The organism is Microbacterium sp. T32 (assembly GCF_001619615.1).
Classification (GTDB): Bacteria; Actinomycetota; Actinomycetes; order Actinomycetales; family Microbacteriaceae; genus Microbacterium.
In genome coordinates this window covers 1-486 of the sequence record NZ_LQQP01000072.1, presented here as the reverse complement: position 1 = coordinate 486, position 486 = coordinate 1, and the positions used below count along the sequence as shown (strand labels likewise).

Genomic DNA, 486 nt, shown 5'->3' with positions numbered 1-486 from the left:
CGCAGTACGGCGACACCATCGCCGCGGCGGGCCTGAACCCGAACAACGGCCTCGGCGGCATCCTGTCCGGTCTCGGTTCGGTCGAGGGCGGCGACGAGATCGCCGCGGCGTTCGAGAAGGCCGTCGACGCCGCCGCGCGCGTGTCGTACGTCAACTCCGACAAGGGCATCACGAACCTGCACGTCCCGTCCGACGTGATCGTGGATGCCTCGATGCCCGCGCTCATCCGCAACGGCGGCAAGCTGTGGGGCGCCGACGGGGGAGAGGACGACACGCTCGCCGTGATCCCCGACTCCTCGTACGCCGGTGTGTACCAGGCCGTGATCGACGACGTCATCGCCAACGGTCCGCTCAACCCGGCCACGATCGGCACCGTTCCGAACGTGGGCCTCATGGCCCAGGCCGCCGAGGAGTACGGCAGCCACGACAAGACGTTCGAGATCGCCGCCGCCGGCCGCGTCGAGATCGTCGACGGCGACGGCAACG

General features: G+C 70.0%; 1 protein-coding gene. It reads left to right on the top strand.

The window, feature by feature from the left end; all coding sequences use genetic code 11:
- On the top strand, positions 1–486 hold a 486-nt coding region (locus AVW09_RS16000), incomplete at both ends, for an NADP-dependent isocitrate dehydrogenase (RefSeq protein WP_197462675.1).